The sequence below is a fragment of the Variovorax sp. 10L426 genome (genome assembly GCF_056395305.1).
The window spans coordinates 345770-367652 of record NZ_JBFTJF010000003.1; the positions used below are offsets into that span (position 1 = coordinate 345770).

22 protein-coding genes are annotated in these 21883 nt (G+C 63.9%); 10 read left to right on the plus strand and 12 right to left on the minus strand.

All coding sequences use genetic code 11. From position 1 onward, the window contains the following. The first annotated feature begins 27 nt into the window (after window positions 1-27). The 3 genes from AC1DHL_RS06240 (at window position 28) to AC1DHL_RS06250 (ending at window position 1863) form a co-directional block, all read left to right on the plus strand. Window positions 28-897 carry a Kdo hydroxylase family protein gene (locus AC1DHL_RS06240; protein WP_478161337.1) on the plus strand — a complete coding sequence of 290 codons (870 nt, stop codon included), beginning with the start codon at window positions 28-30 and terminating at the stop codon, window positions 895-897. A gap of 64 nt (window positions 898-961) precedes the next feature. Beyond that, entirely contained in the window at window positions 962-1438 is a 477-nt protein-coding gene (greA, locus tag AC1DHL_RS06245) for a transcription elongation factor GreA (protein WP_478101248.1), read from the plus strand. 11 nt (window positions 1439-1449) lie between these two features. Beyond that, window positions 1450-1863, plus strand: coding sequence for a DUF4149 domain-containing protein (locus AC1DHL_RS06250; RefSeq protein WP_478161339.1), 414 nt, complete (start codon window positions 1450-1452; stop codon window positions 1861-1863). Window positions 1864-1894: 31 nt separating this feature from the next. Here AC1DHL_RS06250 and AC1DHL_RS06255 read toward each other — a convergent pair whose 3' ends face one another. Together AC1DHL_RS06255 and AC1DHL_RS06260 are read right to left on the minus strand one after the other, a co-directional pair. Further along, on the minus strand, window positions 1895-2659 hold the full coding sequence (locus AC1DHL_RS06255; protein WP_478101244.1) for a glycosyltransferase: 765 nt from the start codon (window positions 2657-2659) through the stop codon (window positions 1895-1897). A 2-nt stretch (window positions 2660-2661) separates the two neighbouring features. Then, window positions 2662-3141, minus strand: coding sequence for a YhbY family RNA-binding protein (locus AC1DHL_RS06260; protein WP_478101242.1), 480 nt, complete (start codon window positions 3139-3141; stop codon window positions 2662-2664). A gap of 20 nt (window positions 3142-3161) precedes the next feature. On the opposite strand from AC1DHL_RS06260, the gene AC1DHL_RS06265 reads away from it, so the two are divergent. From AC1DHL_RS06265 to AC1DHL_RS06285, 5 genes are all read left to right on the plus strand, one after another. Further along, the gene (locus AC1DHL_RS06265) at window positions 3162-3830 is read left to right on the plus strand and encodes an RlmE family RNA methyltransferase (protein ID WP_478101240.1); all 669 of its coding nucleotides are present in this window, start codon (window positions 3162-3164) and stop codon (window positions 3828-3830) included. A 166-nt stretch (window positions 3831-3996) separates the two neighbouring features. Beyond that, complete coding sequence (gene ftsH / locus AC1DHL_RS06270) at window positions 3997-5916, plus strand: ATP-dependent zinc metalloprotease FtsH (RefSeq protein WP_478161341.1); 1920 nt, start codon at window positions 3997-3999, stop codon at window positions 5914-5916. A gap of 64 nt (window positions 5917-5980) precedes the next feature. Next, window positions 5981-6835, plus strand: coding sequence for a dihydropteroate synthase (gene folP, locus AC1DHL_RS06275; RefSeq protein ID WP_478161432.1), 855 nt, complete (start codon window positions 5981-5983; stop codon window positions 6833-6835). After that, a complete protein-coding gene (gene glmM / locus AC1DHL_RS06280) occupies window positions 6832-8166 on the plus strand; it encodes a phosphoglucosamine mutase (protein ID WP_478161343.1) in 1335 nt (444 codons plus the stop codon). The genes folP and glmM overlap by 4 nt, the downstream gene beginning before the upstream one ends. Window positions 8167-8174: 8 nt before the next feature. Then, complete coding sequence (locus AC1DHL_RS06285; RefSeq protein ID WP_478161345.1) at window positions 8175-8654, plus strand: GNAT family N-acetyltransferase; 480 nt, start codon at window positions 8175-8177, stop codon at window positions 8652-8654. 137 nt (window positions 8655-8791) lie between these two features. Here AC1DHL_RS06285 and AC1DHL_RS06290 read toward each other — a convergent pair whose 3' ends face one another. From AC1DHL_RS06290 to AC1DHL_RS06310, 5 genes are read right to left on the minus strand one after another with little or no spacing between them, the layout of a single operon-like run. After that, window positions 8792-10063 carry an acyl-CoA dehydrogenase family protein gene (locus AC1DHL_RS06290; RefSeq protein WP_478101230.1) on the minus strand — a complete coding sequence of 424 codons (1272 nt, stop codon included), beginning with the start codon at window positions 10061-10063 and terminating at the stop codon, window positions 8792-8794. 44 nt (window positions 10064-10107) lie between these two features. Next, window positions 10108-11196, minus strand: coding sequence for a phosphotransferase (locus tag AC1DHL_RS06295; RefSeq protein WP_478161347.1), 1089 nt, complete (start codon window positions 11194-11196; stop codon window positions 10108-10110). Window positions 11197-11213: 17 nt separating this feature from the next. Beyond that, window positions 11214-11936, minus strand: a complete 723-nt coding sequence (locus tag AC1DHL_RS06300; RefSeq protein ID WP_478101226.1) for a Crp/Fnr family transcriptional regulator — start codon at window positions 11934-11936, stop codon at window positions 11214-11216. A gap of 54 nt (window positions 11937-11990) precedes the next feature. After that, window positions 11991-12770, minus strand: coding sequence for an oxepin-CoA hydrolase, alternative type (locus tag AC1DHL_RS06305; protein ID WP_478161349.1), 780 nt, complete (start codon window positions 12768-12770; stop codon window positions 11991-11993). A gap of 24 nt (window positions 12771-12794) precedes the next feature. Next, window positions 12795-14315, minus strand: coding sequence for a 3-hydroxyacyl-CoA dehydrogenase (locus AC1DHL_RS06310; protein WP_478101222.1), 1521 nt, complete (start codon window positions 14313-14315; stop codon window positions 12795-12797). A gap of 341 nt (window positions 14316-14656) precedes the next feature. On the opposite strand from AC1DHL_RS06310, the gene AC1DHL_RS06315 reads away from it, so the two are divergent. Next, window positions 14657-16597, plus strand: a complete 1941-nt coding sequence (locus tag AC1DHL_RS06315; RefSeq protein ID WP_478161351.1) for a tetratricopeptide repeat protein — start codon at window positions 14657-14659, stop codon at window positions 16595-16597. Here the strand turns inward: AC1DHL_RS06315 and AC1DHL_RS06320 are convergent. The 4 genes from AC1DHL_RS06320 to lexA form a co-directional block, all read right to left on the minus strand. Further along, entirely contained in the window at window positions 16587-17759 is a 1173-nt protein-coding gene (locus AC1DHL_RS06320) for an MFS transporter (RefSeq protein ID WP_478101218.1), read from the minus strand. The genes AC1DHL_RS06315 and AC1DHL_RS06320 overlap by 11 nt on opposite strands. Then, on the minus strand, window positions 17756-18763 hold the full coding sequence (locus AC1DHL_RS06325; protein WP_478101216.1) for a D-2-hydroxyacid dehydrogenase family protein: 1008 nt from the start codon (window positions 18761-18763) through the stop codon (window positions 17756-17758). Before AC1DHL_RS06325 ends, AC1DHL_RS06320 begins: the two co-directional genes overlap by 4 nt. Before the next feature lie 145 nt (window positions 18764-18908). Next, entirely contained in the window at window positions 18909-19253 is a 345-nt protein-coding gene (locus tag AC1DHL_RS06330) for a hypothetical protein (RefSeq protein WP_478101214.1), read from the minus strand. Between the two features lie 150 nt (window positions 19254-19403). Next, window positions 19404-20078, minus strand: coding sequence for a transcriptional repressor LexA (lexA, locus tag AC1DHL_RS06335; protein WP_478161353.1), 675 nt, complete (start codon window positions 20076-20078; stop codon window positions 19404-19406). A 72-nt stretch (window positions 20079-20150) separates the two neighbouring features. On the opposite strand from lexA, the gene AC1DHL_RS06340 reads away from it, so the two are divergent. Then, window positions 20151-21143, plus strand: coding sequence for an asparaginase (locus AC1DHL_RS06340; RefSeq protein WP_478161355.1), 993 nt, complete (start codon window positions 20151-20153; stop codon window positions 21141-21143). On the opposite strand, the gene adk is transcribed toward AC1DHL_RS06340, so the two are convergent. Further along, entirely contained in the window at window positions 21144-21800 is a 657-nt protein-coding gene (gene adk, locus AC1DHL_RS06345) for an adenylate kinase (protein WP_478161357.1), read from the minus strand. Between the last annotated feature and the right edge of the window lie 83 nt (window positions 21801-21883).

Consider the following 21883-nt stretch of genomic DNA (forward strand, 5'->3'; position numbering starts at 1 on the left):
ACAGAATGCAGTCGAAGGAGACTTTGTATGGACACCCAGCTCGTAGAACTCGATCTGGCGGACTGGGATGCTGCTTCGGCGAACGAAGCGTGGATCGCCGCGCTTGAAGCCGGCAAGGTTCTGTATTTCCCACGACTCGGATTTGACCTGCTGCCGCAGGAGCGGTCGTTGCTGACGCCGGCGGTCCTGTCGCCCGATGTTCGCAACATCAGCCTCGATGCCAATGGACGTCTGAAGGGCGTGGCGGGCGACGAAGAGCGCCAGCGCGCGGTCGCTGCGATGATCGGACGTTTCCGTGCACAGGCCCAGCAGTTGATTCACGGCCTGCTGCCGCACTACACACCGGCTTTGCGACTCGCGCCGACCAGCTATCGTCCGGCACAAGTTGAAACGCGGGTTCAGTCATGGCGAGCCGATGACCGTCGACTGCACGTGGACGCCTTTCCTTCGCGTCCGAACTACGGCGAGAGAATCCTGCGCGTGTTCACCAACGCCAACCCCGATGGCGCACCGCGCGTTTGGCGGGTTGGTGAGCCTTTCGAGACGGTTGCTCGGCGGTTCCTTCCGCGAGCCAAGCCGTATTCGTCCTTGCAGGCGAAGCTGCTCCGCGCCCTGCGCGTGACGAAGTCGCTGCGCAGCGAATACGACCACCTCATGCTGCAACTGCACGACGGCATGAAGTCCGACCTCGAATACCAGAAGAACGCCGAGCAGGAAACGGTGCCGTTTCCGGCGGGTTCGGTCTGGGTTTGCTTCTCGGACCAGACTTCCCACGCCGTCATGTCCGGGCAGTACATGCTCGAACAGACGCTGCATCTGCCCGCCGCGAGGCAATACAATCCCGAATCGAGCCCGCTCGCCATTCTGAGCCGGCTGACCGGACGCAAGCTCGTCTGATCTTTTCTCTCCCTTCAACCGCCGAACGGCAGCGTTCGGCGGTTTCGCTTTCTGGAGCAACCCCATGGCAACCATTCCCATCACCAAGCGCGGCGCCGAGAAGCTGCGCGAAGAGCTGCAAAGGCTCAAGACCGTCGACCGCCCCGGCGTCATCAATTCGATCGCGGAAGCCCGCGCGCAGGGTGACATCAGCGAAAACGCTGAATACGAAGCCGCCAAGGACCGCCAGGGCTTCATCGAGGGTCGCATCCAGGACATCGAGGGCAAGCTGTCGGCGGCGCAGATCATCGATCCGTCCGAGCTCGATGCGGGGGGCAAGGTGGTCTTCGGTTCCACCGTGGAACTGGAAGAAGAGAAGACCGGCGAAGCCGTCAAGTACCAGATCGTGGGCGAGGACGAGGCCGACCTGAAACAGGGCCTGATCAATGTATCGAGCCCGATTGCCCGTGCGCTGATCGGCAAGGAAGAGGGCGATACCGCCGAAGTCCAGGCGCCCGGCGGCGTGAAACGCTACGAAATCGTGGCCGTCAGCTACCTCTGAGCTTGGGTTGGATGAAGGATCGCGTCGCGCTCTTGCTGGCTGCCTTTTGGTGGGGGAGCCTGACGACGATCGGTTTTCTTGTCGTGCCGATGCTTTTTGCGAATCTCGACAGCCTGGCAGTTGCGGGCAATTTCGCGGGGCAATTGTTCGCGGCGCAGACTTGGGTGGCGTTGACGTGCGGCCTGATACTGCTGATGCGCTTTCGCTCGCAGGCCGACGAGCGCGTAACGCCAGCCGCGCGAACCGCCGTCTTCCTGGTCATCACTGCGATGCTGCTCGCCCTGTTGCAGCAATACGCGGTCGCACCGCACATCATGGCGCGCGAAAACCTCAAGCTTTGGCATTCCCTGGGGAGTGCCATGTACCTGGGGCAATGGGCCTGTGCGGGCGCCTTGCTCTGGCGCATGGGCCCGCGCCGCGGCTGATCAGAGCCCCCGCGGAGCGCCCGGCCTGCGATCAGGCCTTCCAGAACTGCGTGATCCAGCGCGCCGGCCGGATGAACCGGAAGCGGCGATTGCGTCGTCCGGCCAGCGCATCGGGCGGATTGCATTCCCCATGGAAAACCATGATCTTCGCGCCCTCCGGCACGAAAGGCTCGCGCCAATAGTTGGTTGGCCAGGCCGGGATCCCGTGGTACTTGAAGCTCGGGCACCACGCCTCCGGCCAGTAAGCCAGTGTGCCCTTGCGGTACATGAAGTCCGACAAGTAGGTCTGCTCATTGCGGAACTGGTCCTGCACCGCGTCCATGTTCTCGCGAAAGTGGGCGAGAACGTCGGGGTGCGCACCCAGTTCGAAGCGGTACACGGATGAGTTCCCGGTGATTCGCCGTCGCCGCCACGGGCGTTCATAGTCGTGAATGATCAGGAACTCACCCGGGTATTCGAAGAATTCGTCGAGGCTGCCGACCACGACAACGTCCAGGTCGACGAAGAGCGCCGTACCACGCAGCCCGTGGAGGTCTTGCTCGAAAGTGGTCAGCTTCTTCCAGGCCCGATCAACCTGGCCCGGCGCCAATTCCAGATCCAGGGGCGGAATCGGAAAACACTGGACCTCGCTCCGGATGCCCTGGCTGTCGTCTGTCAGGCAGACGAACTTGAAATCCCCACTCAGGTGCCGGCGCACCATGGCATAGAGGCGATTGACGTATTCGGGCCCGTACTTGGTGCCCCATTTCATGCACAGGATGTGTCGCTGCGGTCCTGCCGCGGTCTCGGGCTGCATCCTCAATCCGCCTGGCGCCGTTTCTTGTCGGACAGGGGCTTCTTCGCCTTGGCGCGCTTGATCGTGCCGCCAGGAGTGAGCCGCTGATTGCCAAGCACGCGCAGGGTCTTGATTTCAGGGCGTTGGCCGGCGCGCTTGCTGTATTTGATGACCTTGACGTCGCGCGGGCCGGGCATGCGGTCTTCGTCGATTTCGCGTTCTCTCGGCGGAATGGGCCGCCAGAGGACGAGCAGCTTGCCGATGTGCTGGATCGGTGCAGCGCCCAACTCGTCGGCCAATGTCTGGAGCATGGCTTCGCGGGCGGTTCGGTCGTCGGAGAAGACGCGCACCTTGATCAGGCCGTGGGCCTTGAGCGCGGCGTCGGCTTCCTTCTTCACGGCTGGCGTCAGCCCGTCACCGCCGATCATGACGATCGGGTCCAGATGGTGCGCTTCGGAGCGGTGCACCTTGCGCTGCGCAGGGGTAAGTTGAATGGCGGGCATCCCCGTATTATCGAGTGTCAATGAATCCCAAACCGAAAGCCAAGAAGGTCAACAAAGCGTGGCTGCACGACCATGTGAATGACCCCTACGTCAAACTCGCCGCGCGAGAGGGCTACAGAGCTCGCGCGGCCTACAAATTGAAGGAAATCGACGAAAGCTTGAGCCTGATCAAACCTGGCCACCTGGTGGTCGATCTGGGCTCGACGCCGGGAGCCTGGAGCCAATATGTGCGGCGGCGGCTGTCGCCCGGCGGAGCGGCTGCGGGAGAACTTGCCGGCACCATCATCGCGCTCGACATCCTTCCGATGGAGCCGATCGAGGGAGTGACCTTCCTGCAGGGAGATTTCCGTGAGGCCGAGGTGCTGGAGCGGTTGTCCGAGGCGATGTCCGGACGGCTGGCGGATGTGGTCGTTTCCGATATGGCGCCGAATCTCTCCGGCATCGCGTCCGCTGACACCGCACGCATCGCGCACCTGATCGAACTTGCGATCGACTTCGCCCGTCACCACATGAAGCCTGAAGGAACGCTGGTCGCCAAGCTGTTTCACGGCAGCGGCTATAACGACCTGACGAAGCTTTTCAAGGACAACTTTCGCGTCGTAAAACCCTTTAAACCCAAGGCTTCGCGCGATAAGTCCGCGGAAACCTTCATGGTGGGCATCGGGCTCAAGGCCCTGGATACGAATTGATACCGCAGGCTGTTGTGGATGCCACCCCCTAAAACCGCTTGCCTCCTATGGCTGCTATAGGGAAATCAGCCTGTTTCGCAGGTTGAAAAGCCTAAAATAGCCGCCAATTGCGTGCCCACAGCGCGTTTTTAGTTTTTCAGCCACGCGCTTTCGACTGGAGCTTCGTTTGAACAATCAGTGGTTTTCCAAAGTTGCCGTATGGCTCGTCATTGCGATGGTGTTGTTCACTGTGTTCAAGCAGTTCGACACCCGCGGCGTTGCCGGCGCAGGCAACATCGGCTATTCGGACTTCCTCGAGGAGGTGCGCAATAACCGCATCAAGAGCGCCACGATCCAGGAAGGCCAAGGCGGCAGCGAGATCGTTGCGATCACCAATGACGACCGCAAGATCCGAACGACGGCCACCTATCTCGATCGGGGCCTGGTCGGCGACCTGATCGCCAACAACGTCAAGTTCGACGTCAAGCCGCGCGAAGAGGGCTCGCTCCTCATGACGCTGCTGGTGAGCTGGGGGCCGATGCTGCTCCTGATCGGCGTGTGGGTCTACTTCATGCGGCAGATGCAGGGGGGCGGCAAAGGTGGCGCATTCAGCTTCGGCAAGAGCAAGGCGCGCATGCTGGACGAGAACAACAACCAGGTGACTTTCGCCGACGTCGCGGGCTGCGACGAGGCCAAGGAAGAGGTGAAGGAAGTCGTCGATTTCCTGAAGGACCCGGCCAAGTTCCAGAAGCTCGGCGGTCGCATCCCGCGTGGCCTGCTGCTGGTTGGCCCTCCGGGCACCGGCAAGACGCTGCTGGCAAAGAGCATCGCCGGTGAAGCCAAGGTTCCGTTCTTCTCGATTTCCGGTTCCGACTTCGTCGAAATGTTCGTCGGCGTGGGTGCTGCGCGTGTTCGCGACATGTTCGAGAACGCCAAGAAGAACGCCCCCTGCATCATCTTCATCGACGAAATCGATGCAGTCGGCCGCCAGCGTGGTGCCGGCTTGGGCGGCGGCAACGACGAACGAGAGCAGACCCTCAACCAGATGCTGGTCGAGATGGACGGCTTCGAGACCAACCTTGGTGTGATCGTCGTCGCCGCGACCAATCGCCCGGACATCCTCGACGCCGCGCTGCTGCGTCCGGGCCGCTTCGACCGTCAGGTCTATGTGACCTTGCCGGACATTCGGGGCCGCGAACAGATCCTCAACGTCCATATGCGCAAAGTGCCGCTGGGGCAGGACGTCAATCCCAGCATCATCGCGCGCGGCACGCCCGGCATGTCGGGCGCCGATCTGGCCAACCTCTGCAATGAAGCCGCGCTGATGGCCGCGCGCCGCAATGCGCGCGTGGTCGAGATGCAGGACTTCGAGAAGGCCAAGGACAAGATCTTCATGGGCCCCGAGCGCAAGAGCATGGTCATGCCCGAGGAAGAGCGCCGCAACACGGCCTATCACGAGTCCGGCCACGCGCTGATCGGCAAGCTCCTGCCCAAGTGCGACCCGGTGCACAAGGTCACCATCATCCCGCGGGGCCGTGCCCTCGGCGTGACGATGAGCCTGCCTGCGCAAGACCGCTACAGCTACGACCGCGAATACATGCTCAACCAGATCAGCATGCTGTTCGGTGGTCGTATTGCCGAAGAAGTCTTCATGCACCAGATGACGACGGGCGCCAGCAACGACTTCGAGCGAGCAACCCAAATCGCTCGCGACATGGTGATGCGCTACGGCATGACTGAATCGCTGGGTCCGATGGTCTACGCCGAGAACGAGGGCGAGGTGTTCCTCGGCCGCTCGGTCACCAAGACCACCAACATGAGCGAGTCGACCATGCAGAAGGTCGATGCCGAAGTCCGCCGCATCATCGACGAGCAGTACGCTCTGGCGCGTCGCTTGATTGAAGAGAACAGCGACAAGATGCACGCGATGGCGAAGGCGCTGCTCGAATGGGAAACCATCGACACGGAGCAACTCGACGACATCATGGCTGGTCGTGCGCCGCGTCCGCCCAAGGACTGGACGCCGCGCATTCCGCCGTCCGGCAGTGGCGGCGGCAGCGGCGGGACGCCGGCGGTGAATCCCGATCCGACGCCGACCGCGGCCTGAGCATGGCGCTTTGGCGATCAACGGGGCCTCTGGCCCCGTTTTTTCATGGAGCCGCGGAATGACGGTGATTTGGCGGACCTCGCGATTCGCGATCGATCTGACGCAGCCCAAGGTGATGGGCATCGTCAACGTCACGCCCGATTCTTTCTCCGATGGCGGCGCCCATGCGTCGGCCGATGCGGCGGTGCGTCACTGCGCGCAGCTGGTCGAGGAGGGCGCGGACATCCTGGACATCGGGGGCGAATCGACCCGTCCGGGCAGTCCTGCCGTCCCTCTCGATGCAGAGTTGGCGCGCGTCGTGCCCGTGGTGCGCGAAGCGGTGAAGCTCGGAGTGCCGATCTCCGTCGACACCTACAAGTCCGAGGTGATGCGTGTGGTGCTGGACCTCGGTGCGGATATCGTCAACGATGTCTGGGCGCTGCGGCGGCCCGGCGCGATGGGGGCTGTGGCGGCTCATCCGTCATGCGGTGTTTGCCTGCTGCACATGCACCGCGATCCGCAGACCATGCAAGTCGCACCCATGAGCGGCGATGTCGTTCCTGCCGTGCATGCGTTCCTGGCCGAGCACGCCATGGCGCTGACGGCGCTGGGCGTTCAGGCCGACCGGATCGTGCTCGATCCGGGCATCGGCTTCGGCAAGACCGTCGCGCAGAATTTCGCCCTTCTGGGTCGTCAACGCGAACTGCTCGCCTCGGGTTGGCCCGTGCTCGCGGGCTGGTCTCGAAAATCGTCGCTGGGTGCCGTGACCGGCATCGAAGTGGCTGGCGAACGCCTGGTGCCCAGCGTGGCTGCTGCGGTGCTGGCGGTGGAGCAGGGGGCTTCGATCGTGCGCGTGCATGATGTGCGTGAAACCGTGGCGGCGCTGTCCGTCTGGCGCGCGATGAAGCAAGAACAACAAAGACAGGAAGTACAACGATGACAAGACAATATTTCGGCACCGACGGCATTCGAGGGACGGTCGGCCAAGCGCCCATCACGCCCGACTTCGTGTTGCGTCTGGCGCATGCCGTGGGGCGCGTGCTAAAGAAATCCGAGGCGCGGCCGACCGTGCTGATCGGCAAGGACACGCGCATCTCTGGATACATGCTCGAGTCGGCGCTCGAATCGGGCTTTAATTCGGCTGGCGTGGACGTCGTTCTGCTCGGCCCGCTGCCGACGCCGGGCGTGGCCTACCTGACGCGTGCGCAGCGCGCGAGCCTGGGCGTCGTGATCAGTGCCAGCCACAACGCCTATCCGGACAACGGCATCAAGTTCTTCAGTGCGCATGGCACCAAGCTCAGCGACGACTGGGAATTGGCCGTCGAGGCTGTGCTCGATGAGGCACCGGTCTGGGTGGATTCGAAAAATCTCGGCAAGGCGCGACGGCTCAATGACGCGCCCGGGCGGTACATCGAATTCTGCAAAAGTACGTTCGCCAACGATTTGACGCTGCGGAATCACAAGCTCGTGGTCGACGCGGCGCATGGCGCGGCCTACCAAGTGGCACCCGCCGTCTTCCACGAACTGGGTGCGGAAGTGACGAGCATCGGCTGCGCGCCCGACGGACTCAACATCAACAAGGGCTTCGGCGCGACGCATCCGCAGGCATTGATCGACGCCGTGAAAGCGCAGGGTGCCGACTACGGCATTGCGCTCGATGGTGACGCGGATCGCCTGCAACTGGTCGACGCGAGCGGGCGGCTCTTCAACGGTGACGAACTGCTGTACCTGATGGTCATGGAGCGCATCGCGCGCGGCGAGAAGCCTGCTGGTGTGGTCGGCACGCTGATGACCAACAAGGCCGTCGAGGTGGGCCTGAAGGCTCAAGGGATTGAGTTCGTGCGAGCCCGCGTGGGCGACCGCTATGTGCTCGAAGAGCTCGACAAGCGCAACTGGCTGCTCGGCGGGGAAGGCTCCGGCCACCTGCTGGCCTTGGACCGCCACACCACGGGCGACGGCATCGTCAGCGCACTGCAGGTGCTCCAGGCTTGCGTGCGCAGCGGTCGCAGCGTGGCCGATCTGCTGGCCGGCGTGACGCTCTTTCCGCAAACCCTCATCAACGTGCGCCTGACCGAAGGTCAGGACTGGAAGGCCAACCGGACCCTCGCGGCCGAAACCGAGCGCGCCGAGGCTGAACTGGGCGACTCGGGCCGCGTGCTGATTCGGGCCAGTGGCACCGAGCCGCTACTGCGTGTGATGGTCGAGGCCAAGGACGCCGCGCAGGCCGAGGCTTGCGCCCGACGGCTGGTCGCTGCGGTCGAAGCAGGTTGACGCTCGCCATGATTGACGTCTTGATGGCGGACTACCGCAATCCTGTGCACGCACGCGCCCTTGTCGACCTGCTCGACGCCTACGCGCGCGATCCCGCGGGCGGCGGCACGCCGCTTGCCTCCAGCGTACTTGCCGAATTGCCCGAAGCGTTGGCAGCACGGCCGCAAGCCTTCAGCGTGCTGGCCTACGACGGAGAGCAACCCGTCGGCCTCATCAATTGCATCGAGGGCTTCTCGACATTTGCGTGCAAGCCGCTCGTCAACGTCCATGACGTCGTGGTCTTGGCCGCGCATCGGGGGCAGCGGGTCGCCCAGCAGATGCTCACCCACGTGGAGGCCGAGGCGCGAAATCGCGGTGCGTGCAAGCTCACGCTGGAAGTGCTTTCGGGAAACCGGAGCGCGCTTCGGGCGTATGAGCGCGAAGGCTTTGCGAACTACCAACTCGACCCGGCCTTCGGCACCGCCGTCTTCCTGCAGAAGAAGCTTTGATCGGGACCGAGATCAATGGCCGGAGAAACCCGGCCCGTTGGTGAAACACCGCGGAACCGGCTTCGCCGGGCCGCTGGTGTTGCCCCCGGCAGGGGGTGGGCGCCCGACACGAAGTGCGGGCAACCTGGGGGCGAGCTTTAAAACCTCGTGACTGGCATTGCGTCGTCGGCCTTGCTGGGCGCGTACTTGCCCAGTTCCCACTTCGCGATGGCATTGCGGTGGACTTCGTCCGGGCCGTCCGCAAAACGCAGCGTGCGCGCGCCGGCGTAGGCATAGGCGAGCGGGAAGTCGTCGCACATGCCGCCGCCGCCGTGGACCTGCATGGCCCAATCGATGACCTGGCAGGCCATGTTCGGCGCCACCACCTTGATCATCGCGATTTCGGTCTTGGCGACCTTGTTGCCCGCAACGTCCATGAGCCATGCCGCCTTGAGCGTCAGCAGCCGCGCCATGTCGATCTTGCAGCGCGCTTCGGCGATGCGTTCCTGCGTCACGGTCTGCGATGCCACGGTCTTGCCGAAAGCCACGCGCGAGGAGGCGCGCTTGCACATCAGTTCCAAGGCGCGCTCGGCCAGGCCGATCAGGCGCATGCAATGGTGAATGCGTCCCGGGCCAAGGCGGCCTTGCGCGATCTCGAAGCCGCGGCCTTCACCGAGCAGGATGTTGCCGACGGGGACGCGAACATTCTCGAAGTACATCTCGACGTGGCCGTGCGGCGCGTCGTCGTAGCCCATGACATTGAGCGGCCGCACGATGCGAATGCCCTTAGCGTCGGCCGGCACGATGACCATGCTCTGCTGCGAGTGCTTCGGTGCATCGGGTTCCGTCTTGCCCATGGTGATGTAGACCGCGCAGCGCGGGTCTGCAGCGCCGGAAATCCACCACTTGTGGCCATTGATGACGTACTCGTCGCCCTGGCGCTCGATGCGGGTCGAGATGTTGGTGGCATCGCTGGATGCCACTTCGGGCTCGGTCATCGCGAACGCCGAGCGGATCTCGCCTTCGAGCAGCGGCTTGAGCCAGCGTGCCTTGATCTCATCGGAGCCGTAGCGCGCGATGGTCTCCATGTTGCCGGTGTCGGGTGCCGAGCAGTTGAAAGCCTCGCTCGCCCATGGCACTCGACCCATGATTTCGGCCAGGGGCGCGTATTCCTGGTTGGTCAGGCCCGCGCCTTCATAGCCCGATGCAGCGGCGCTGTCGACCGGCAGGAAGAGGTTCCACAGGCCCTGGGCCTTGGCCTTCGTCTTGACCTTCTCGACGGTGTTGAGCGCAGTCCAGCGCTTGCCGGCCGCCGTGTTGGCCGCCAGCTCCGCCGTGTACTCGGCTTCTGCCGGGTAGATGTGGTCTTCCATGAAGGCCGTGACGCGCCTCTGCAAGTCTTTGGTTTTGGCCGAGTATTCGAAGTCCATTTCGTCTCCTGGGTGGGTAAGGGTTCAGGCTTTCATCGCCGGGCTCATGCGCGCTGGGCGAATTGCCATGCCATTTCGGCCATCGGTCTCGCACCGCGGCCTGAGGCCACGGCTTGCTCGCTCGACGCGGTGCCGGCTTCGACCCGCTTGGCAATGCCTTGCAGGATCGCGGCCATGCGGAACAGGTTGTAGGCCTGGTAGAAGTTCCAGTCGGGTGCGAGTGCTTCGGGCGTCGTGATGCCGGTGCGGTCGCAGTATTTGCGGATGTATTCGCTCTCGGTCGGGATACCAAGGCTCTTGAGGTCGAGGCCGCCGATGCCGCGGAACGAGCCGGGCGGGATGTGCCACGACATGCAGTGGTAGCTGAAGTCGGCGAGCGGATGTCCGAGCGTGGAGAGTTCCCAGTCGAGCACCGCGATCGCGCGCGGCTCGGTGGCATGGAACATCAGGTTGTCGAGGCGGTAATCGCCGTGGACGATCGATGTCATCTTCGCGTCGCGAGCGCTGGCCGGAATATGCGCCGGCAGCCATTCCATGAGCCGGTCCATTTCGGGAATCGGCTGCGTGATCGACGCGACGTACTGCTTGCTCCAGCGGCCGATCTGGCGTTCGAAGTAGTTGCCGGGCTTGCCGTAGTCGGCCAAGCCACGTTCGGCGAACTTCACCGAATGCAGCGCAGCGATCACACGGTTCATCTCGTCGTAGATCGCGGCGCGTTCGGTGTTGCTCATGCCGGGCAGGGCCTGGTCCCACAGCACCCGGCCCGACATGAACTCCATGACGTAGAAGGCGCGGCCGATCACGGCTTCGTCTTCGCACAGGCAATACATGCGCGGCACCGGCACGTCGGTGCCTGCAAGGCCGCTCATGACCTTGAATTCGCGTTCGACGGCATGCGCGGACGGCAGCAGCTTGGCGACCGGACCCGGCTTTGCGCGCATCACGTAGCTTTGCGTAGGCGTGATGAGCTTGTAGGTCGGGTTGGACTGGCCGCCCTTGAACATCTCGACCGTGAGCGGACCCTTGAATCCGTCGAGGTTCTTTTCGAGCCAAGCGCTTAGCGCGTCGATGTCGACGAGGTGTTGCGGAGAGACGGCACGCGTGCCGACGAATTTGTCGAAGTCCTGGGTCATGTCTCTGATGTGAGGTGTTATTGGTCGTCGGCTTCCGAAATGCGCATCAGCGCGGAGCGGTCGAGCACCACCAGGCCGGCTGGTTCGATGCGGATCGCTTCCTCGCGCTCCATGGCCTTGAGTTCTTGGTTGACCCGTTGACGCGACGCCCCGAGCAACTGTGCGAGTTCTTCCTGCGCGAGCTGCAGCCCGATCCGCATCTGGCTGCCGTCCTCGAGATTCGGCACGCCATAGCTGCGAACCAGATGAATGAGCTGCTTGGCGAGCCGTGCGCGCAAGGGCAGCGTATTGAGGTCCTCGACCAATCCGAACAACTGGCGAATGCGACGCGCCTGAAGCCGCATGAGCGCTTCGTAGAGTTCGACGTGGTTGGCCAGGATCTTCTGGAAGTCCGCGCGCGCCACGCAAAGGATCGTCGAGTCGCCATGCGCATAGGCATCGTGCGTGCGCCGGTCTCCGTCGAAGATCGCCACATCGCCGAACCAGATGCCCGGCTCCACGTAGGTCAGCGTGACCTGCTTGCCCGACACGGCGGTCGAACTCACGCGCACCGCTCCCTTCGCGCAGGCGATCCACTGCTCGGGCGGATCGCCGCGAGCGGCAATCAGGTCGCCGTCCTTGTAGCGTTTGACGAATGCACATCGGAGGATGTCGTGGCGCAGTGAAGGGGAAAGGGAAGAAAACCAGCGACCACCGTTGATCGCTTCTCGTTCTTCGATGGTAAGAATGGGGTCGTCCATGGACTGTCCTGTCGGTGACTGAAAGGGCTGGGGTTGTCGCGAGAGCGACCCCCACTATTCGTAGCGTGGCGTCTGTTTGCCGAGGAAGGCGGCAATGCCGATACCCGCGTTCGGGTGATGAAGGTTGCGGACGAAGTGATCACGTTCCTGCGACAAGTGAGAAACGAGTGTCGAGCCGCGCGCCTCGCCGAGCAGTTCCTTGATGCTTGCCAGCGAGTTCGGCGCGCGCGCGTTGAGCTTTGCGGCAAGCGCGAGCGCACCCGACAGTGCCTGGCCGTTTTCTGTGATCTCGTTGATGAGTCCGAGCGCATGCAGGCGCGACGCATCGAGGCGCTCGCCCAGCATGAGCCACTCGCTGGCCAGTTGTCGGGGCAGCGCCCGGCCGAGGTGCCAGCTCAGGCCGCCATCGGGCGAGAGTGCGACATTGCTGTACGACGCCGCGAACACTGCGTCACGCGCCGAAACGACCAAGTCGCAGGCCAGCGCCAGCGAAAAGCCGGCACCTGCAGCGGCCCCTTCGACCGCGGCGATGACGGGCTTGGGAAAGGTGCGGATCGTGTCGATCCATGTGTGCAGCGCCTCGATGCTTTCGGCCTGCACCGAGGGATCGAGCGCCCGATTGTTCTGGAGCCGTTGCAGCGATCCACCGGCGCAGAACCATTTGCCTTCGCCGACGAAGACGACGCTTCGGATCTCGTTGCTGTTCTCGGCGCCGTTGAGCGCCTCGATACCGGCCGCGTACATCTCGGGCCCGAGTGCATTGCGCTGCGATGGGTTGGAAAGCGTCAGCACCATCGTGCTGCCTTCTGTGGTGCTCTTGAGTTCTGCTGTCATGGCTGTCTCTTGCGTCTCTGTCTCTTACTCTTCTTGATGGGTGAGGCTCAGGCCGAGCGCGCCGCGTCGGCGCAACCATGGACTGGGGCGGTAGCGCGGGTCGCCATACACGGTCTGTAGATTGAACAGGACCTCCAGAATGTTGGTGGGGCCGTACAGATCCCCCATGGCCAACGGACCCTGGGGATAGCCAAGTCCGAGCCGTACAGCCAAGTCGAGGTCCGCCGGCGTGCAGACCCCTTGCTGACACATGTCGCAGGCGATGTTCACGATGGTCGCGACCACGCGTTGCGTGACAAAGCCGCCACTGTCGCGGATCACGCTCACTGCCTTGCCGTCGCGCGCGAACAGTGCATGGGCCGCGTCGCGCATGTCGCGCCGCGTGGCGGGGTTGGTCGCGAGCACCCGGCGCTTGGTCGCGGCGTCGTCCGCCATCATGTCGATGCCGACGGTACGGGTGGCGTCGAGCCGTTCGACCGCCGCCACTGTCGTGACATCGAAGCCGAGCGGTGCAACCAGGATCAAAGCGGAGGGCGAGGGCGTTGCGCCGCTCTCGAGTTGCGCGCCGAGCGCATGCACGAGCCTCAGCAATTCGGGGCGCCGGGCCGCGCGAGGCGACACCCAGACCGCTGGCACGGTATCGACTGTGGGCGTGGCTGGCTCCGGGACTTGTTGCATGGCGCCATCGGCGTAGCGATAGAAGCCTTCGCCCGTCTTGCGGCCCAGTGCGCCGGCGGCCAGCCGCTGCGCGGTGATCACGCTCGGGCGGTAGCGCGGTTCATCGTAGTACTGGCGGTAGATCGACTCCATCACCGGATGGGAGACGTCGAGCGCCGTCAGATCGAGCAACTCGAATGGGCCGAGGCGGAAGCCAGCCTGGTCCTTGAGGATGCGGTCGATCGTCGCGAAGTCCGCGACGCCTTCGCCCGCGATGCGCAGCGCCTCGGTGCCGTAGCCGCGGCCCGCATGGTTGACGATGAAGCCGGGCGTGTCCTTCGCCTGCACCGCGCTGTGACCCATCTGCGTGGCGTAGCCTGAGAGCCGGCGGCAGACTTCCGGGTCCGTCTTGAAGCCGGCCACGACCTCCACGACCTTCATCAGCGGGACGGGGTTGAAGAAATGGAAGCCGGCCATGCGCTCGGGATGCTTCAGCGCGGCGGCAATCGAAGTGACGGACAGCGACGATGTATTCGTGACCAGCGTTGCCGAGGGAGCGACGATGGTTTCGAGTTCGACAAACAAACGTCGCTTGACCTCCAGGTCTTCGACGACTGCCTCGATCACCAGATCGCAGTTGGCAAGGTCCTGCATCGAGTCGACGGCAAACACGCGGCTCGACAACGCATCGCGCTGCGCAGCATCCAGCTTGCCTTTTTCATGCTGCTTTTGCCATTGGGCAAGGATGGCGTCGCGACCGCGAATCGCGGCGCCTTCAAAGCTGTCCAGCAGCAATACCTTGCTGCCGGCCTGTGCCGCGATCTGGGCAATGCCTCGACCCATGGCGCCTGCGCCGATCACGGCGGTGTTGGAAAAGTTCACAGTCATTTGATAATTGTCTCTCCGTGAGTCGGGGTCCCTGACCCACATGTCAGAATGTGTCAACTTTTGATTGCTTCTTGAAGCCCATTTTGCGATTCCCACGTCTTGCGGCGAGCCTGCTTTTTTTCGGGTTCGCCCTCGAATCATCCGCCTTGACGATCGGTCGGCCCCAAGGGGCTGTCTGGATCGGCAAGCCGATGGACGTGGTAATCCCGCTTTCGCTCGATACCGCTGAAGCCGGAGGGTCGCTTTGCCTCGGTGCCGATGTCTTGCAAGGGGACACGCCCATGCTGGACCGTCGAGTGACTGTATCCCTGGAATCGGGTGGCAGCCCAGGCAATTCCAACATGCGGGTACGTTCGACAGTGCCCGTGGAAGAGCCCGTCGTCACGGTGACCGTCCGCGCGGGTTGCGACATGAAGTCGACCCGGAGCTATGTGCTGCTTGCGGATGTGCCTTCCGATGTCACGCCGCCCGGCGTGGCCTTTGCAGGTGCGCGCCCCTCATCGGAAGTGATGCCTCCGACCAGGCCTTCCGCACGCACAGTGTCGCGCGCCGCGGGCTCCGGTGGGGCATCCGGCATCAATGGCGCGTCGGTCGCGACGGCGCGCCGCGCCGCGCCTCCGGGCGATCCCACGTCCGAGGGCGATCCAGGTGCGCAGCCGCCACGGAGAACGCCTCCTGCCGCCGCGCCGCGTCGCGCTGCAGCCGTACAGGCGCCGGTTGCTTCTCGCGCTCCGACTATCGCGCAGGCGGCGCCTGTCCAAACGCCAAAGGCCGATCCTGTAGCGACAGGGCCGCGGCTTCGGGTCGAGGCACTGGAGCCGGAGCCCGCCAAGGATGCCGGTCTCAAGTCCACGACCCAATTGACCCTGCCGCCCGTCGAGGATCCCGCCCGGCGCGCTGCGGCTGCCGCGCTCTGGGGTGCACTGGATCCTGCAGCCGAGCAGGCAAAGCGCGAGGCCCAGCGTACGAAAGAGCTGGATGCCGCCCTGGTCGCCTTACGACAGCAGACCGCGCAGAACCAGCGCGCGTTGGCCGAACTGCGGACCGAGCTGGCGCAGGCGCGCGAAAGCCAATACCGAAATCCGCTGATCTACGCGCTGATTGCTGCTTTGCTTCTGGCGCTCATCGGCATCTTGCTGCTGTGGCGCACGACGCGGCGGGCCGCCGCGCCTGCATGGTGGGGCGAGTCGGAACTGAAGGAGCGCGGCGCTGGACGCAAGCGTGTTCAGCGGCACGGTGGGCTGCTGGACGACGATGAGAATGCGGATTCCGAACCGGACGGGCCGCCCCGAAAACGAAGCCTCGGTGTGTCGACGTTTGGTGCAAAGCCGTTCGCTTCATCGGAAGACGATGACAGATACGGCGAGCCTGCGCATCCGCCGCGTGCCCTGGATGCCACGCCCGCGCGGCCTGTCAATACCGAAGAGCTGTTCGACGTGCAGCAGCAGTCGGACTTCTTTCTCTCCCTCGGCCAGCATGACCAGGCCATCGCGGTCCTGCGAGAGCACATTGCCGCCAATCCCGGCACCAGCGCGCTGGCCTACCTTGACCTCCTGCGGATCTACCATTCGCTCGGGCGCGAGGAGGACTACACCCGCGTGGCCGAAGAGTTCGAGCGGGCATTCAACGCAGATGTGCCTGCATTCGAGAAATTCACCGACACGGGCAAAGGCCTGGAGCACTATCGCAGCGCCCTGGCACGCATCGAATCGCAATGGCCTGCGCCCAGCACGCTGGCGTTGATCGAAGAGCTGATATTCCGCAAGCCCGGTGTCCATGAGGACGGTGCCTTCGATCTTGCGGCGTACCAGGAGCTTCTGCTGCTGTATTCGCTCGCGAAGGAAGTGATCGAGCCGGACGTCGTGCCGCCGTCCCTGGCCACGCCGCAAGCATTCGCCGATACCTATGGGCACGAAGGCGAGCCGACGGCGACTGCGCTGCTCGGTCCCGAAACGGAGCCTCCTGTCATGAAGGAAGGTCCTGTCTTGCCGCCTTCGATCTACGGGTCGATCGACGACCGGCTGCACCATGACACGGTATTGGTCCCGGATGCACCGCCGACGCTGCCGGCAGAGGTCGAAACGCCGGCGCCGCCGGCCGAGAGACCTCCGCTCGAAATGGATTTCGCCGAATTCGACAAGACGGCCTACGAAACGATGCCAACGCCGCTCGAAAAACCCAAGCCGCCGCCCGCGCCTTCGACCGACCCTCACGTCATCGACTTCGAACTCTTCGACCCGAGCACCGAGGCGGAGATCGCCCCGCGGCCGATCAAGCGCTGAATACCGGGGCGCGACGCTGCGCCCTTTCGACCGTGACGCTGAGCGCCATGGCAACGAGCATCGTCGCGAACCCAACCCAATTCATCCAGGCGGCTGCCTCGTTGGCGAGGAGCCAGCCTCCGGCCGCGGCGCCGATGGCCTGTCCGATGTAGATCCCGGAACTGTTCAGTGCAACCGAGCCCGGCGCCAGCGAAGGAGCGAGCGATACCAGTCGCGCCTGTTGCGCTGAGTTGGTCGCAAAGCAGCCCAATCCCCACGGTGTCAGCAGGAGTGCCAGCCACGCGAGCGTGACGCCAAGCGGCCAGAGCAGCAAGCTCAGCGCGATCAAGGCCGTCGTGAACAAGACCATGCGAGGTGCTCCCACGCGATCGATGTACCGGCTTACAACCACGTTGCCCACGACGCCGCAAGCGCCGAACCAGGCCCACACGAGGCCCAGTTCCGTGGCATTCGCACCCAACTGCTGCTTGAGCACCGGCGCGAAGTAGCTGAACAGCACAAATTGCCCGGAGCCCTGCAGGGCGGTCACGCACACCACGCCCATCAGCAATGGGCTCTTGAGCACCCGGCCCCAGGATTCGCGCGACAGCGCGGCGGGCCGGATTCCGGAGGGCAGCTGGCGCCAGATCCAGACAGCACTCACGACCGACAACAGCGCGATCAGCATGAATGCCGCCCGCCATCCGAAGTGGCCCCCGATCAGCGCGCCGATCGGAAGGCCCAGCACGGACGCCATGGACCATCCAAGAAAGACGAAGGTGACGGCGCGCCCACGTTCCTCGGCCGGCACCAGCAGGCCTACGCAGGCCGCTGCTTGCGGCGTGAAGATGGCCGGCGACACCACCGTCAACATCCGGACGAAGAGCAGTCCGCTGAAATTCGGCATCAGCGTTGCAACCAGGTGCCCGCAGGCGTACCACAGCATCGTGCAGGTCAGCAGCACACGGCGGTCCCAGCCCGCGACCACGGCGGCAAGCAACGGGGCTCCGAGGCACATCACGACCGCTGCTGCGGTGATCAACTGACCTGCCGTTGCAGCACTGACCTGCAGTGACCCACTGAGTTCGTTGAGCGTGCCGGGCACGACCATCACGCCCGTACCGATCACGAAATTGCCGGCCAGCAGGGCCCATAGGGCGGCTGGCGGCGCAGGTTGTCTCAACGGCGGACCTGCAGCGCGCCGGGATTCACGATATTGGTCGGATTGCCCTTGATGAAGCTGACGACGTTGTCGAAGGCCTGCCCGAAATACAGTTCGTAGCTGTCTTGCTCGACATAGCCGATGTGCGGGGTGCAGATGCAGTTTTCGAGCCGGAGCAGGGCGTGGCCTTGCAGCGGTGGTTCGCTCTCGAAGACGTCGATGGCGGCCAAACCGGGCCGACCACGATTGAGGGCGGCAAGGAGGGCGTCCTGCTCCACAAGTTCTGCGCGCGAGGTGTTCACGAACAAGGCTGTCGGCTTCATGCGCGAGAGGTCTTCGAGCGTCACGAGGCCGCGGGTCTCTTCCGTCAGCCTCAGGTGGACCGACAACACATCGGCTGCGGCGAAGAAGGTCTCACGGTCCGGCGCCACCTGGAAACCATCGGACCGTGCCTTCGCGCAGCTTTGCTCGCGGCCCCAGATCACCACCTGCATGCCAAAGGCCTGGCCATAGCGCGCGACCAGTTGCCCGATGCGGCCGTATCCCCAGATACAGAGGGTCTTGCCCTTGAGCACCGAGCCCAGCCCGAAATTCGACGGCATCGACGCCGACTTGAGGCCCGACTGCTGCCAGGCGCCATGCTTCAGGTTGCTGATGTATTGAGGCAACCGGCGCATGGCGGCCATGATCAGCGCCCACGTCAGTTCGGCTGGCGCCAGTGGCGAGCCTGTGCCTTCGGCCACGGCGATGCCAAACTCCGAACAGGCGTTCACGTCGATGTGACTCCCGGCCCGGCCCGTCTGGGAAATGAGCCTGAGCTTGGGCAGCTTTTCGATCAGCTGCCTGGAAATCTGGGTGCGCTCGCGGATCAACACGATCACTTCGGCGTCCTTGAGGCGCACCGAGAGCTGACCAATGCCCTTGACCGTGTTGGTGTAGACCTTGGCAGCATAGGCGTCGAGCTTGGCAGCGCACTGCAGCTTGCGCACCGCGTCCTGGTAGTCGTCGAGGATCACAATGTTCATGGCGTGCCATTGTGCCTCGCACCACAGGCATGCTGTGTCGGCGCGTTGCTCAGCCTTCGCTCATCTCGAACAATTTTGCGGCGCTACCGGGGGGCCGTCGTCGCCGTGGGTCGAGACGAGCGCCTCGGACCACGGTCTTGCGCTTTCAATGCAAGTGGGCGCGATGAGCCGACGCATCGGCCGCTTCAAGTGCAACCAGCCTGTCGAGCTCGGCGCATACGTCGGCCATGCGACCTGAAATCACGACGCGGCTCGGATGCCGACCGGGTTGCTGAGCATCGACCATGCGCACGACACGCAGCGGCCGCGCGGCGGCAGGCGCATCGGCCCGGGTTGCCGGGCTCTGGCGCGACCCGCAACTCGGGCGAACACCCACATACCGCAGGCCCGACGTGCTGATGTGGCCTGAACGGCGTGATGGCATCCACCGGTTGGCCAATGTCTGCAAAGGCGTGATCAGGTCGACGATGCTAAGAAGAGCGATTCCCATGTGAACTCCAGAAAGGTCAGAGATTGAACACAGGCAGGATTGCTTTCATCGGCCTCGACAGGGTGATGGCTCTATGCCATACGCCCGCCACCTGTCGCGGCCGTCAATGAGGCGAAAGCGGTTGCAACCGTGTTCGCTTGCCAGAGTGGGCTACATCAGCATCGTGTTGCGGATCAGCCCGACGGCGAGGCCTTCGATTTCGAAGGGCTCGCCGGGCTGGACGATGATGGTCGGGTAGTCGGGGTTTTCGGCGTGAAGCTCGATGACCTGTTTGTTGCGCTTGAGCCGCTTGACCGTGACCTCATCGCCCAGGCGGGCGACCACGATCTGGCCATTGCGGGCCTCCTTGGTGGCCTGGACCGCGAGCAGGTCGCCATCCATGATGCCGGCGTCGCGCATGGACATGCCTCGCACCTTGAGCAGGTAGTCGGGCTGGCGCTGGAACAGCGTGTTTTCGACGTAGTAGGTTTGATCGACGTGTTCCTGCGCCAGGATCGGCGAACCGGCTGCCACGCGGCCGATCAGCGGGAGAGCGAGTTGCGCCATGCCGGGCAGGGACAGTGAAAACTGATTGTTTCGAGATTCATTGAGCGCGCGCAACGCATCGCCCTTGAGGCGAATACCACGCGAAGTGCCGCTCACGAGCTCGATCACGCCCTTGCGCGCCAGCGCCTGGAGGTGCTCTTCCGCGGCATTGGCAGACTTGAAGCCCAGCTCTGTGGCGATCTCGGCACGCGTGGGTGGCGCTCCGGTGCGCGCGATGGCGCTTTGGATCAAGTCCAGAATCTGCTGCTGACGGGCGGTAAGCTTGACTGCAAACTGCATGGTGGCTCCTCAGGGAACTGGCTGAATATCCAGTACCTGTATTTTTAACCAGTTTTCGGTGGTTGGCAAGCAATGGACGAAATCAATCAAGGCGACAAGCGCAAGGTCATCGTGCTTGGCACGGGCGGGACGATTGCAGGCCGTGCCAAGTCCTCTGATGACAACATTGGCTACACCGCCGGCCAGGTCGGCGTGGAGGAATTGCTGGGCGGCATCGATGCGCCGCCTGGTGTCGTCCTGTTGGCGGAGCAGGTCGCCCAGGTCGACAGCAAGGACATGACCTTCGCCATCTGGCAGAAGCTGGCACTGCGGTGCGCGCACTGGCTGGCTCAGCCCGACGTGGCGGGTCTCGTCATCACGCACGGGACCGATACGCTGGAAGAGACGGCGTTCTTTCTTCATTCGGTTCTGGCACCCTCGAAGCCAGTGGTGCTCACGTGTGCGATGCGTCCCGCCACGGCGCTGGCGCCCGATGGGCCACAGAACGTGCGGGATGCCATCGTCGTTGCCGCGACACCGGGCGCGAGCGGCGTCGTGGTCGTGTGCGCGGGGACGTTGCACAGTGCGCTCGATGTTCAGAAGGTGCATACCTACAGGCTGGACGCCTTCGACTCCGGCGATGCCGGACCGCTGGGTTACGTCGAGGAGGGAAGCGTCAGGATCGTGAGGTGCTGGCCGTCTGCCGTGCCCGATGCGCAGCATGTTTTCGATCGTGTAGCCGTCATCAGCGAATGGCCACGCGTCGAGATTCTCTTGAGTCACGCCGAGGCGCGCGGCAGCATTGTCGATGCGCTGCTGCGGGAGCGCGAAGCGGGCTCCGCTGAGCCGCTGCAAGGTCTTGTGTTGGCCGCGACGGGAAACGGAACCTTGCATCACGCGCTGGAGGCCGCGGCGTTGCGGGCTCAGGCGGCAGGGGTGGCTGTGGTTCGTGCGACGCGTTGTTCCCAAGGTCGCATCTTGCCGAGGCAGAGTGAGCTTCTTCGGGATGCGGGCGCGCTGACGCCGGTCAAGGCGCGCATCGAACTCATGCTGGAACTGCTGGCCGGTCGGCCAGCAGACCGATGATCAGCTGGTCAATGCGGCAAGCGCGCGTAGAGTGATGTCGTCAACCGTTCCGACGCCGCTGATCGAACGGTACTTGGGCGCAGCGGCCGGTTCGGCCTTGGACCACTGGGAGTAGTAGTCGACCAGCGGCCGCGTCTGCTGGCTGTAAACCTCGAGTCGCTTGCGAACGGTCTCTTCCTTATCGTCTTCGCGCTGGATCAGGTCTTCGCCCGTCAGGTCGTCTTTGCCTTCGACCTTCGGCGGATTGAACTTCACGTGATAGGTGCGCCCGGACGCCGGATGTGAACGACGACCGCTCATGCGTTCGACGATGTCGGAGAAGGGGACGTCGATTTCAAGCACGTAGTCGAGCTTGACGCCGGCCGAACGCATCGCCTCGGCCTGGGGGATGGTGCGCGGAAAGCCGTCGAACAGGAATCCCTGCGTGCAATCCGGCTGCGCGATGCGTTCCTTGACGAGGTTGATGATCAGGTCATCGCTCACCAAGGCGCCCGATGCCATGATCGACTGCGCTTGCAGGCCGAGCGGCGTACCGGCCTTGACAGCGGCGCGCAACATGTCGCCGGTCGAGATTTGGGGGATTCCGTACCTCTGGCAAATGAAGGCCGCTTGCGTGCCTTTGCCCGCCCCGGGGGCGCCCAACAATATCAGTCTCATGGTGTCCTCGGAAGGTTCTTTGAATTTGTGTCGCGCCATGCGGCCCTCAAGGGAATTCGCAGGCGGAGATGGCGTCGAGGATA

Coding starts and splice junctions, on each gene's coding strand:
- AC1DHL_RS06240 (WP_478161337.1), top strand. CDS start 28: ATGGACACCCAGCTCGTAGAACTCGATCTGGCGGACTGGGATGCTGCT.
- greA (WP_478101248.1), top strand. CDS start 962: ATGGCAACCATTCCCATCACCAAGCGCGGCGCCGAGAAGCTGCGCGAA.
- AC1DHL_RS06250 (WP_478161339.1), top strand. CDS start 1,450: ATGAAGGATCGCGTCGCGCTCTTGCTGGCTGCCTTTTGGTGGGGGAGC.
- AC1DHL_RS06255 (WP_478101244.1), bottom strand. CDS start 2,659: ATGCAGCCCGAGACCGCGGCAGGACCGCAGCGACACATCCTGTGCATG.
- AC1DHL_RS06260 (WP_478101242.1), bottom strand. CDS start 3,141: ATGCCCGCCATTCAACTTACCCCTGCGCAGCGCAAGGTGCACCGCTCC.
- AC1DHL_RS06265 (WP_478101240.1), top strand. CDS start 3,162: ATGAATCCCAAACCGAAAGCCAAGAAGGTCAACAAAGCGTGGCTGCAC.
- glmM (WP_478161343.1), top strand. CDS start 6,832: ATGACAAGACAATATTTCGGCACCGACGGCATTCGAGGGACGGTCGGC.
- AC1DHL_RS06285 (WP_478161345.1), top strand. CDS start 8,175: ATGATTGACGTCTTGATGGCGGACTACCGCAATCCTGTGCACGCACGC.
- AC1DHL_RS06290 (WP_478101230.1), bottom strand. CDS start 10,063: ATGGACTTCGAATACTCGGCCAAAACCAAAGACTTGCAGAGGCGCGTC.
- AC1DHL_RS06295 (WP_478161347.1), bottom strand. CDS start 11,196: ATGACCCAGGACTTCGACAAATTCGTCGGCACGCGTGCCGTCTCTCCG.
- AC1DHL_RS06300 (WP_478101226.1), bottom strand. CDS start 11,936: ATGGACGACCCCATTCTTACCATCGAAGAACGAGAAGCGATCAACGGT.
- AC1DHL_RS06305 (WP_478161349.1), bottom strand. CDS start 12,770: ATGACAGCAGAACTCAAGAGCACCACAGAAGGCAGCACGATGGTGCTG.
- AC1DHL_RS06310 (WP_478101222.1), bottom strand. CDS start 14,315: ATGACTGTGAACTTTTCCAACACCGCCGTGATCGGCGCAGGCGCCATG.
- AC1DHL_RS06315 (WP_478161351.1), top strand. CDS start 14,657: ATGCGGGTACGTTCGACAGTGCCCGTGGAAGAGCCCGTCGTCACGGTG.
- AC1DHL_RS06325 (WP_478101216.1), bottom strand. CDS start 18,763: ATGAACATTGTGATCCTCGACGACTACCAGGACGCGGTGCGCAAGCTG.
- AC1DHL_RS06330 (WP_478101214.1), bottom strand. CDS start 19,253: ATGGGAATCGCTCTTCTTAGCATCGTCGACCTGATCACGCCTTTGCAG.
- lexA (WP_478161353.1), bottom strand. CDS start 20,078: ATGCAGTTTGCAGTCAAGCTTACCGCCCGTCAGCAGCAGATTCTGGAC.
- AC1DHL_RS06340 (WP_478161355.1), top strand. CDS start 20,151: ATGGACGAAATCAATCAAGGCGACAAGCGCAAGGTCATCGTGCTTGGC.
- adk (WP_478161357.1), bottom strand. CDS start 21,800: ATGAGACTGATATTGTTGGGCGCCCCCGGGGCGGGCAAAGGCACGCAA.